Consider the following 12,393-nt stretch of genomic DNA (forward strand, 5'->3'; position numbering starts at 1 on the left):
CCTTCAGCTCGCGCAAGCCCGGGACTGCATCGGCGCACTTGCTCCGGAAAATCGTCGGCCCTCGTCGCCCAATACAAGCCGACATGCGGTTGATCCGATTTCCCTGAAGCCAGTGTCCGACGATTTTGCGGTCCGGATGGTGAGGAACTCATCTCCCGCCCGGTCGGAAATTTTATCTTCAGATTTCATGATTTTTGTTAATCGATTTGCAAGAATTGAACTTGCGGGCAACTCAATATTACCCCACCTAACTTGCACATGAGATCGCATTGTCTTTTTTCTCAATGTTCTTACATCATCAAGCGACAGGAATCTACCGGAAAATGGTCACAAAACGCCTATTCTCTCCTATATTCCGTCACTAGGGCACCACACTCAGCTTTGCGCCTAGCCTACCAATCACTCTTCAATCATACGGTATCGAAATCGTGAAAATTCAGCCTCTCCGTTACCGGCCGCATAAATACCAAGACGAAGGCTAATAAATTCGCCAAATGTATTATGGTTATAACCTGAGACCTCCATCGCTGAAGGAAACCGATTCCATTGAATACCATCGGTACTGTAAAACATCGTCACTGTATGGTGGTCGTTCCTAAGCTTCAAATGAAGCCGGCAGCCCAGGCCTTGTGCAGGATTGCCTTTGATACCTCGCCGATGTCGATAAATTTCTTGCTCCGTAAAGCTGATACCCACATAACAGCGGTCGTTATAGAAGAGCACAAGTCCTGCTTCAGCTTCAGGCCCGACCTTAATCTCAACTTCAGCTTCATAGGCCCGGTCGGGTGGAATGATGACGAGCGGTGCTGAATCCGCTGGTGAATCCCCTTTGGCCTTCAGCTTCAAGACGCCCCTGCCTACTTCATAACGTTCAGGATCCAGTTCCTTGTAAAATCGCCACTGCCAACCGAGTGCACCCCCCTGGAAATCGTCAGATGGCTCCGGAGAAATCCCTTCCACCGGCTTCATCTCTCCGTCCGTATCCTGCGATACGATCGGCCAGCCGTCTTCTGTCCACTCGATAGGGTCCAGCAAGGTTTGCCTTCCAAGCGTGTAATAATCCTTTTCATAGGCATGATAGACGAAATACCATTTTCCATCAGGTGTATCGATCAACGTACCGTGCCCCTTGGACCACCAGCGTTCATCCTTCGACCAAGTATGCACAAGAGGATTATAGGGAGAGTTCTCCCAAGGCCCTAAAGGATTTTTGCTTCTGGCTGCAACCGCCATATGGCTAGTCGCAGGTCCAGCCGTTCCGCCTTGTGCGCAAATCAAATAATAATAATCGCCTCGGACTAGTAGTTTTGGAGATTCGAGAGCCATCCCGTCCACAACCCATTCCCCTGGGATTGGCCACCCTTCATAAACCGTTTGTAAGTCGCCGGTAACGGAAAGGCCGTCCGGGGCTAAGGAAATAGCCCTTCCATAGTTTACGTACAGGTACCGCTGCCCATCCGGCGCTAGCAGGTGCCCCGGGTCAATCCCGTCTACTCTCAGATCAATTGGATCGCACCAGGGACCTTCCGCTTTCTCTGCATAGATAACATAATTCGTTCCGTTAGCGGGAAAGTAAATGTAAAAGAGTCCGTTCACATAGACCAGATCCGGTGCCCAAATATCTCCGACATAAGTCTGAAGAGCATGGCTAAGGGGGACCCAGTCGGTCAGATTGCGGGAATGCCATACGAGAAGCCCTGGAGCATACATGAAAGACGAATGTGTCATGTAATAATCTTTACCTACCCGGACTATGGAAGGATCGGGATAATCGCCCCTTAGAATATCGATCGGATAGGTTGCGCTTAATTTCGAATTAAACACGGTCCTTATACACCTCACAGAAGAATCTTCCTTATTTCAATCCCGTCGCGGAAATCCCCACGACGATATATTTTTGCTATGAGGCTCAGACGCCGAACTTATCTGCCAGCCTCTTGGCCAACTCGTCATCCGAAAGAGGATTGCGGTGCGTGTTCTCCAAATAAATATATTTCTCCGTTTCCGGCATCAGAAACTGCTTGTACCAAGCGAAGAAATCGGGGCTGTCGCCATGCATGCGAAGCCAGCGGCGAAGCGTGTCCATGTTTTGCACTGTGCTCTCGATATTCGTCAGCCAGTCCGCCCGGAAGAAGTTCGCCCACTTCCCGTGCTCGGCTTCCTGCAGAGCGATCTCGCCCCTCCGATACTTCCACATCGCCTGCGAAGCATAAACGAACGCCAGCGGATAGTTGCCTTCCAGGTAAGCGGAGTACGATTTTCCCAATGAGTCAAAGCCCTCGCAGCCGGACAGATGCAGCTCGACATGCAAAAGCAAATGATCTTTCAGCCGAAGGCGGTCCTGTTCCGAGAGCTCCGGAAGCAGCCGTTCGATATGCTCCTTCAGCTCGAGCCAGCCCGGAACGGCATCGGCGCACTTCCGGCGAAACCATTCGACTTGCTCCGGAAAATCAACGTCCCCCGCCGCCCAATACAAGCGTACATGCGGTTGATCCGATTTCCCCTGAAGCCAATGTCCGACGATTATGCGGGCCGGATGATGATAGAACTCATCTCCCGCCCGGTCGTCTTCGTTCGGACCGTACGGAATCGTCCGTCGCGCATAGTCGCAGAACATCGCGGCGATTTCTGGCGAACCCGAGGGGAACATCCGGCTGACAAACGCCCCAAGATGCTCTTCCGCATCCGCTTCTCCCCGCATCCACAATTCGCGTATCAAATCCAGCGTATAAACGTGCGGCCGGATGTTACCGCTGTTGACGAGCAGGTAATCCTTCGCTCCGGCCCGAAACGCCCCCTCTATCTCTCCTCTGACCAAATCGGCCGAAGCTGGGAATAAAGTTAAATGATTGGAGGCTTGAAGATCGTGAAACGTTACATGGTAGTAAATGCCATGCTTACCTTTTTCTTGAAGATCAGGCAAGGCCGGAACGCGATGGTTCTCGTTGCCGTTGCGCCGTGAAACCATCTTGCCGTACCCATTGTCCGCCCAAATCTTAATAATATCGTCCGGAATTGTGATATGACCCGCTTTATACAATTCCGAGATCTCCCCATACAACGCTACGCAACACTGCGGATCGGCCACCTTGCCTCGAACCATTTCATATTGTTTGCGCACGACTCGGCTGATCATTTCACCGCGCTTCTCCGGCGTGTCGAATGCGGGATCCTGTACCCAAAAAGGCTGATCTCCTTGTCCGCGGAATGATAGAACCCAAACAATGTTACGGTCCTTCTGCTTCTCGATCGCTTCCTCCCATAAGGTCTCGAACAGCTCCGGGTTCTCTTGATAGCTTGCTTTCTTTCCTTCATAAGCTCTCAGAAACATCTCGGCACCCAAAGGCTCGGCATGGTGGTGGGTAACCCATAGTCCCATCTCCGCCGCCAGATCAGCATGAATCCCGTGCTTTGGCAGATCGGTTCCTGGTATGACCATATTCCCTCCGCAGCGCAGCAACGCTTCGAAGACCGGCTGCCATACCTCGCGAGTCGGAGGGTATTTCTCCTTCCAGCCGATCAGACACACCTCGTCATTGACGAACCAGCCGCGGAACCGGACGAACGGTTCCGACGAATCATAATCATCAGTTGGAAGCTCTATATGGCTGCGCCTCTTGGGAGGCAGGTCAGCCCAGAACCAGAATGGATCGACGCTGAGATACTTTCCGCTGTACTCGAGCATGCCGTAGACCAGTCCGAGATCGTCGCCCGCAGCAATGTGAAGTTCCGTTCTGCTGCCGTCCTTGACGAAGCGGAAGCAATACGCCTCCGGACGTGCCGGACACCGGTCCTCAGGTACCGCGTAGCGGAAAACCACGTCTGCCCGCTCCTCCTCTCCCAAGTCGATGGTCGAAGCAGCGCCCAGAACCTGTTCATGGTCACGCTTCACCATTTCCCAAGCATGGCGGATAGGCGAAGCCGGATCCGACGGAATGCGGTAAGTCGTGTTCCTGTCAATGATAAATGCCAACTTAAGTCTCCTCCTTATTCGTAAACCGTCAGCCTTTCAACGAACCGAGCAGCATGCCTTTATTGAAATGCTTCTGCAGAAATGGATAAATGACCATCATCGGCAGCGCAGAGACCACGATGGCAGCCATCTTCGCTCCCGGTGTGTAGACGATCTCTTGCTGCATCAGGGTAGCGGATTCGTCTAAGGATTGATTCAGCACGAGAATTTGCCGTAAAAATACTTGCAACGGCCACATGCCCGAGTCGTTCAAATAAATAAGAGCCGAAAAATACGTATTCCAATAACCAACCATATAAAACAGCACAAAGGTGGCAATGGACGCCTTGGACAGAGGAAGCATAATGCTGAAGAACATTCTCCACTCCCCGCAGCCGTCTACGCGCGCGGACTCCTCCAGCTCAAACGGGATCGAGGAGAAGAAGCTTCGCATGACGATCAGATAGAACGGAGCGACAGCTCCCGGAAGCCATAGGGACCAGAACGTGTCAATCATCCCGAACTCCTTGATGACCAGATAAGTCGGGATCAAGCCCCCGGAGAACAGCATCGTGAATACGACCATAAAATTGAAAACGTTCCGTCCTTTAAGCCATTTTTTGGATAAGCCGTATGCCATCAATGTCGTTGCCGATATGCTGATCGTCGTGCCGACCACTGTAATGATGACGGCGTTCATGAAGCTCTTCGTAAAGCTATCGTTCGCGAGCAAATACAAATACGCGTCCCATGTCCACTCCCTCGGTATAATGAAGAAACCTCGGGTCAAATAATCCTTCTCCGTAGCGAACGACGTCATCAATATATAGAGCAATGGGAAGATGATGAAAGCCCCCCAAAGGATAAGTACTGCATAAATGAGAATATCGAAATACCTTTCAGTGCCAGATAAACGGCGAATGTTCATTAGTAAACACCCTCCCTTCCAGACCGTTTCGCAATGGCGTTCGCGGAGAGCACAAGCACAAGCCCAACGACCGACTTGAACAGACCAACCGCCGTTGTATAGCTGAATTCGCCCTGCTGTACCCCAACACGATAGATATAGGTGTCAAAAACGTCGGATACCGCAAGATTGAGCGGGTTTTGCAGCAGAAATATATGCTCGAAGCCTACATCGATAAAGCTACCGAGACGGAGGATGAACAGGATGAGAATCACATGGGCAAGAGACGGCAGCGTAATGTGCCAAATCTGTCTCCACCTATTGGCCCCGTCCATCACGGCGGCCTCATACAGCGTCGGATCGATGGAAGCGAGAGCGGCCAAATAGATGATTGCGCTCCAGCCCACCTCTTTCCAAATGTTCTGCAGCAGCCATATCCAGCGGAAATGATCTGGGTCGTTCAAGCCTTGATACCTTGGAAGACCGAGGGAATCCAGCAACAGGTTGACCCCGCCGAATTCGCCGGCAAACAGGACGACGGTGATCCCGACAACGACAATCATCGAGACAAAGTGAGGCAAGTACACGACGGTTTGTAGCGTCGTTTTGAACCATTTCAAGCGAACCTCGCCCAGAATCAGCGCAAAGAGGATCGGCGCGGGAAAATAAAAGCATATGTCGATAAGGTTGAGAATGAGCGTATTTTTGAGCAGGGTCACAAACTGCTGCTCGGTGAACAGGCGGACGAAATGATCGAGTCCCACCCACTCGCTGCCCCAGACCCCTCGGAACGGACTGTACTTCTGAAACGAGATGACAACCCCGAACATGGGCAAATATTTAAACAGAACAATCGACAAGAGCCCCGGCAATATCATCAAGTAGATGGGGAAAGCTCGTTTGATGTAATGGGCGAATGCTGAAGAAGCCCTTGATTTGCTGGCGGCTCTCAATTCGCTAACGGACGACCTCATGCTGTCCCACCTTCCTTATTGAAAAATTTGTCGGCCGCATCCGATGCGGCCGACATGACTACTGATTATTTGCTTTTATATTGGGCGTAGGCGTCGTTCATTTCCTGAATGATCTTATCGCCGCCGCCCGCTTTCCAAGCCGCGATCGCCTTGTCGATGCTTTCAACAGGCTCCTGCCCGACTACGATTTTGAGCTGGGTTTCCTTGAATTTCGTATCGAGGTCCTTCCCTAGCTTCGTGTTGGTTTCCGAATATATTTCCAAGCCGCCGGATTCGTTCTTCCAAGGATATTTGGCATTGTTCTTATTGTAAGTTTCGTCGAACTTGGCTACCTCCGGATCCGTCCAGCGGAAATTCCCGAGGTTCGGATCAGCGCGCAAGAAAAACCAGTTGTTCATAATCCGCGGAAGGTCCGTATCGATGAGCGGCGTTGCCGTATATTTGCCATCAGCCGCCTTCGTATAGTGAACGCCCTCGATCCCGCTCTTCATAATATCCGTGCCTTCGTCGGTTACCCACCAATCAAGCAGCTTCAGGATGCGCTGCTGTTTCTTGGCGTCGATTTTGCTGTTGATCACGACTTTATTGGTTCCGACCAAGCTCGTCGGATTGCCGCGAAGACCGGTAGGTCCGATCGGTGGAGCGAGCTGGACCAATTGTGCGTTCGGGTCGATTTTTTTCAGCTTTTCGGTATCCGTCCTCAGTCCAAGAGGGTGGTGGGTCCAAATGCCCGACTTGCCTCCCTGAAACAGCTCATAGACGTTGTTGCCTTTCTTGCTGAGAAAATCCTTGTCCAGAACGCCCTCCTCATACATTTTGCGAAGATAGCCGAGGAATTCTTTCTGCTCCTTGGACTGCACATTCTGGGGGATCAGCTTGCCGTCCACCAGCTTCCAGCCGTTGGCGAGGCCAAAAGCAGCCCGCAATTGGGCGGTGTTCGCCCCTAATTCTTGGTCTGTGGTGAAGCCGACTGTATCCTTCTTCCCGTTCTTGTCCGGATCGTTCAGCGCAAACGCCTTCATGATCTGATAAAATTCATCGACGCCAACCGTCTCTTCCTTCGGCATCGGCAGCCCTACATTGCGGATCCAGTCGGCCCGAATTTGATAGCTGTCCCGGACCTCAATTCCCCACGATGGCATCCCGAATAACTTCCCCTGCGGGTTCAGCAACTTCCATTGTTCATCCGGCCACGCCTTGGCCAGATTTGGGTACTTGTCCAGATGAGAGGCAAAATCCATGAAAACCCCCTCATTCTGCCACTTGATGAAATTGTCCGACGTGACTCGATACATGTCCGGCAATTCGCCCGATGCGGCCAATACATTCAATTTGTCCTTGTATGTCGGGCCGTCCGTCCACATGATCTTCATCTCGATATTAAATTTCTCGTTCAAATACTTGATGGTAGGGTGGTCTTCCCTCCACTTTCCTCCGCTCCACGATTCCGGCATAAAAGAGATTGTCAGCTTTTCTTTCATGTCATCCGCGACACCGGCATTGTCCGTCTTTCCCCCGGTGTCTCCCGCTTGACCGTTCCCGGAACAGCCGGCTATAACGCCAGCAGCCAGTACCCCTGTGAGCAGAAGTGCTATTTGTTTTCTCATCTTTGAACCCCTCCTGTAAGTGACTTCAAGTTCATTGTAGATCATAAGGAGCCCTTTGTTTTTTCAACATTTTACGATTCGTTATCCGATTTCACTTTTTTACCACATAAGAAAGTATAAGTTTTCGATTCCGAATACAGCTTTCTTATTGGCGATAAAACCTAATATAGGGATCTTTGGTCGAGACCAAAGATCCCTATATTAGGTTGCTCATCTTTGTTCGGCTTCGATAGAGGTTTTCTCATAGGGGAACCGGATGGATACGACCGTCCCCCTCGCCGGGAACGAATCGATGCTCACCCCGTACCGGCCTCCATATCGCAGCACGAGTCGCGCATGCACATTGGCGAGGCCGAGCGAATCCCTTACGGCATAGTGGCCTTCGGCTTGCTGCTCGCCGACCTGAGCCAAAGAGCGTCGAATGTCCTCGAGCTTGTCCCGCGGGATTCCCGGGCCGTTATCTGCAACCTCGAGGATCAGGTCGTCCCCTTCGTCGAAGGCATTGATCAGGATAGCTGCATTTCCGTTCATTGGCTCCACCGCATATTTTACCGCGTTCTCCACAATCGGCTGCAGAGAGAGCTTGACCAGTCGTACCTCCATAAACTTCTCGTTAACGTAAACCTGGCTTTGAAAATTTTGTTTGAACCGGATATCGATAATCTCCAGGTATTTCCTCAAATGGTCGATCTCCTCGCGCAGCGTCACTTCCAGCGGCTCCAGCTTGGCGGTGTACCGGAAAAATGCTGCCAGATTGCCGGTAATCTTCTCGATCCGGGGAACCTCCTCCAGAAAAGCGATGCTCCGAATGATATCAAGCGTATTATATAAAAAATGCGGATTGATCTGCCCTTGCAGCGCTTTGATCATCGCATCCTTCTGCCGGACCTCCAGCTGCATCTCCCGCAATTGATACCGGTACACGTCATCGATCAAGTCGTTCAGCCGTCCGATCATCTGGCCGAAGCTGCGGTTCAAGCTCTGCAGCTCATCTTTTCCGGGATGATATTCGACCTGGACGTCCAGATTGCCCCTCTCAACTTGGTACATGACCTGCTTCAGGCGGACGACAGGCTCCATTAACAGCTTGGTCGAGATCGGTACGACAAGAATGACGAACAAAAACAGGAAGAGCAGCACTATCAGCATCGATTTGGTGGCTACGTTCAATCCGGTTGCCATTTCCTGCAGCGGAACGACGGCTAGAATCCGCCATTCCGTGAAGTCCGACTGGGTAAATGTGATTAAATAATCCAAACTCCCCACCTTTTGCAAAGTGTCGGAAACGGATAAACGAAGATCGCCCAGTGATGTCTTCAAGAGCGGCTTACCGAGCAGGCTCGCATCAGGATGATACACAATCGTATCCGATGAAGAAATAATGATAAACTTGCCGGTTTTACCTATCGACGTTTTGCCCATAATCTCTTTAATTTCGGACAATGACAGGTTGATGACCAACCGGCCAACAAGACGCGTGTTCTCTGTGCTGTACACCGGAATCACCAGAGAGACGATCGGAATTTGATAAGGATAAGACTCATATGTCGGGATGACTACGGTCTTCTCGGTAAACGGCAAACGAAGCCACGGTTCCTCGGGGCGGTATTCGACCTGTCCGTTTGAGGAAACGAGCTCACCGTTTTCCTTCAAGAGGACAAGACTTTCAATTTCGGAGTAATTGATAGCGATATAGCGGCGAAGGGTGTCCTCGATGACTAGCCGGTTCGACAAGGTCAGAGGCTCCTTTCCGGTCATCCAAGCTTGAATCGCACCGGCTTCCTGGTTCGGATGAAACCCTCCGCCGATCGAACGGAGCGGTCCGGCGATTACGGCGGAGGTGGATTGGGACAACTGCTTGAAATAGCGGTCGATTTGGTGATTCAGACTGGCGGAGGAACCTCTTGCGATATTATAGAAGTCCTGGGTTGTCGCCCGGGTGTAGTAAAATTGCGCTGTCACCGCTATTGTTAATACCCCGAGCAGACTAACCGTCAGGAATGCGACGATCATCTTCTGCTTGATGGAAAATCGATACAAGTAACGTTTGAACTGATTCATGACCCCATCCGCTTTCGGAACGTATTGGGGGAAACGCCTACCGAGCTTTTAAATACCCGGATAAAATAAGGCTGTGTGGCGAACCCGACCCGTTCGGCTATCTCGTAATTTTTCAACTGCGTCTCGAGCAGAAGCTGCTTCGCCTTTTCAATTCTCACTTCCTGAATGTACTGAACCAGAGTGCGTCCTGTGCATCTTTTGAACAACGCGCTGAAATACGAAATACTCATGTTGGCATATTGAGCCATTTCCGTTAAAGAAATATCCTTCTTAAAATGAGTATGGATGTAATCGCATACCCTTTTGATGATATGATTAATATTCGATTTGCTCTGCTCCGCATAATGCATAATCAGAACAACGGCCAATTGGTTGAAATAACGAAGTATCGCTGCATCCTCCGCATCGACCGGAATCGTCGGGACGGTTTGTCCCGGCGACAATTCCTTCATCATGCCTGTGAGCTTCCATTCGAAGATGCGGAGCAAATTCATTCTTGCGGCCGGATTGATGTATTTGAGCTTCAAGACGGAATCGATGAGATCCGACATTTTTCGATTAACTGTCTGAGGGGCCATCTCGCCGAAGGCGTTCACAAGCTGCTGGAATCTGGACATATAGGAGCTGATTTCTTTCAGCTTTCCCATGCTTTGTTCAGATCTGTGCAGTGCCTCCCGGAGCTGCTCCATATCCACCGGCTTCAGCAAATATTCGGTAACTCCGTAGCGAATCGCTTTCTGCGCATATTGGAAATTATCATACCCGCTGATGATGATGTATATCATCGGAATTTCATGCTCATGGATTTTTTGGATCAGCGACAGACCATCCATCTTCGGCATCATGATGTCCGTAATCAGCACGGTCGGCCATAATTCCTGAATCAATGCCCAAGCTTCTTCCCCATTCGTCGCTTCCGATACGGTGATCGTTCCTTCTCCGATCCGATTCACCATCTCGACGACAGAGCTTCGGATCCAAGGCTCATCCTCTGCCACCAGAATATGATACATAGCTTTTCACCTCGGTAAGATTATTTCTCTATTTTATCAGATAATTGTTGTCTTATTTTCCGTTTTTTTATCCGATTTTCTTTAAATAAACCAAGTGGCAATGCCTATTCCTGTTCTTAGGTATTTACGTAACCATTTCCCCTATTTCCCTTCGTACCCTCGAATCCATTTTCGTCTAAGATAACTTCTTGATCTCCCCCGAGACTTAGCTCTTCAGGATCTCAAGGTTTTCCCGAGCAATCACAAAGGAAACCTTCACAGACATGAAACCCATCAAGGTTAAAATACAAGTATTTTCCAGACCGTCTAAAAAAGCGCTTTCATCAGATGTGAACTGGCTGCAAAAGGGAACGAAGGTGTTTCATCCAGAGCATCTTGTTCGAAAAGGGGCAGCACAAATACACCCTCCTAGCCTAGCCAGGTACCTGGCTATTCGTTTGAGGTTCTGCGCGACACTTGTCATCAAGGTCTGCTCTTGCACACCTTTTCGTCCCCGGAACCGGCAACGGCGAAGCCCGTAGAGTTCTTTGGACTCTGCGAAACTTCGCTCAATGGTTTCCTTGCGTTTAGCATAAAGTTGTCGGCCGACCTCGCTTTGTGTGTGTGCGGTCACATGTTCCTTGTACACTTCCCATACGTGTCGTCCCATTTCGCGACGTTCTTCTGAAGCTGTACATTGGCCAAAGAGTGGGCAGTTCTTGCATGTTTCCCCCTCTGTGTGATATATCTTCTCCCCTGTTCGCTCCGTCGTGTAATAGATCATCTCCTGGTTTGCAGGACAGCGATAGACATCTTTGTCAGCGTCATAGGTAAATTGTTCTTTAGAAAAAATTCCTTTACGAGCGGGTATTTTACGCGGCGCAATCACACCCATGATGCTCATCTCTTCTAATTTCTTGCACACGTACGCACCCTTGTATCCGGAATCTAGTATGACGGCTTCAATGTTTTCCTGCCAGCCAAACGTTTCTTGCTGACGCTGTAATCGGTCAATGTAAACCGTAGAATCGTTCACATTTCCAGGGGTGACAAACGAATCCGTGATGATGTTGAATTTAGCATCAACCGTCCGATGCTCCAAATAAAAGAAACCTTCTGGTTTTCCTTTACGTTTCATATAACCACTGTCCGGATCCGTTTTGCTTACTATGTGACGTTCCTTTGGCCGTTCGGATGAGTCCGGTGCCAGTTCTTTTTGCCCATGTTTCTTGCGTTCTTCATTTACCGCCTGCTCCAGCTCTTCTAGATAAGCAGAGGGCGCTTTGGCGAGTTCTTGCATCGTGTACTTGTTTATATTCGCACTCGCCTGCATGTGAGTGGAGTCTGTTACAAGCAGTCTTCCTGCAACCATACGATGGGAAATTGCCAGTCGAACAACTTCATCGAACACATCTTGAAACACACTGCCCGGAAAGCGGTGGTGCCGGTTCCAACTAATGGTGCTGTGATGCGGAACAGGATCTCTTAGTGAAAGACCGAGGAACCAGCGATAGGCGTTGTTGACTATGATATCCTGCTCTAGCTGCCGCTCCGAGCGAACACCAAATAGATAGCCGATCAGCATCATTTTAAACAATCGAATTGGGTCAATGGATGGTCGCCCGTGAGTCGGATGATAGTAATCCTTTACTTTATCCGTGATAAAAGAGAAGTCAATATGTCGCTGAAGCAAGCGAACGAGATGGTTATCTGGTACCAGTTCATCCAGATAAACCATTTCGTAACTCATCTGAGGATTTTCCTTATCGCTATGCAACAATACGACCACCGCTTTCTCTTTTTATTCCTTATATTATACTACATTACCGCGTTAATTTGATGATGATACTATAAGGCACTTTTTCGACAGGTTGATTTTCCCAACTCACTCTGTATTTAA

The 12,393-nt window shown here is 50.0% G+C and carries 8 protein-coding genes; all 8 read right to left on the reverse strand.

Annotated elements, in window-relative coordinates; genetic code table 11:
* Positions 1-399: 399 nt before the first annotated feature.
* On the reverse strand, positions 400-1,824 hold the full coding sequence (locus tag QFZ80_RS23705; RefSeq protein WP_307561343.1) for a family 43 glycosylhydrolase: 1,425 nt from the start codon (positions 1,822-1,824) through the stop codon (positions 400-402).
* A gap of 85 nt (positions 1,825-1,909) precedes the next feature.
* Positions 1,910-3,973 (reverse strand): glycosyl hydrolase 115 family protein, encoded by a 2,064-nt coding sequence (locus QFZ80_RS23710; RefSeq protein WP_307561345.1) that lies wholly within the window; start codon positions 3,971-3,973, stop codon positions 1,910-1,912.
* Positions 3,974-4,001: 28 nt separating this feature from the next.
* On the reverse strand, positions 4,002-4,880 hold the full coding sequence (locus QFZ80_RS23715; protein ID WP_307553576.1) for a carbohydrate ABC transporter permease: 879 nt from the start codon (positions 4,878-4,880) through the stop codon (positions 4,002-4,004).
* Complete coding sequence (locus tag QFZ80_RS23720; protein ID WP_307561347.1) at positions 4,880-5,833, reverse strand: ABC transporter permease; 954 nt, start codon at positions 5,831-5,833, stop codon at positions 4,880-4,882. Before QFZ80_RS23720 ends, QFZ80_RS23715 begins: the two co-directional genes overlap by 1 nt.
* Positions 5,834-5,898: 65 nt before the next feature.
* Entirely contained in the window at positions 5,899-7,440 is a 1,542-nt protein-coding gene (locus QFZ80_RS23725) for an extracellular solute-binding protein (protein ID WP_307553572.1), read from the reverse strand.
* Positions 7,441-7,650: 210 nt separating this feature from the next.
* Positions 7,651-9,501, reverse strand: coding sequence for a sensor histidine kinase (locus tag QFZ80_RS23730; protein WP_307561348.1), 1,851 nt, complete (start codon positions 9,499-9,501; stop codon positions 7,651-7,653).
* The gene (locus tag QFZ80_RS23735; RefSeq protein ID WP_307561350.1) at positions 9,498-10,514 is read right to left on the reverse strand and encodes a response regulator transcription factor; all 1,017 of its coding nucleotides are present in this window, start codon (positions 10,512-10,514) and stop codon (positions 9,498-9,500) included. Before QFZ80_RS23735 ends, QFZ80_RS23730 begins: the two co-directional genes overlap by 4 nt.
* A gap of 361 nt (positions 10,515-10,875) precedes the next feature.
* On the reverse strand, positions 10,876-12,273 hold the full coding sequence (locus tag QFZ80_RS23740; RefSeq protein WP_307564211.1) for an IS1182 family transposase: 1,398 nt from the start codon (positions 12,271-12,273) through the stop codon (positions 10,876-10,878).
* Between the last annotated feature and the right edge of the window lie 120 nt (positions 12,274-12,393).

It is taken from the genome of Paenibacillus sp. V4I7 (assembly GCF_030817275.1).
GTDB lineage: Bacteria > Bacillota > Bacilli > Paenibacillales > NBRC-103111 > Paenibacillus_E.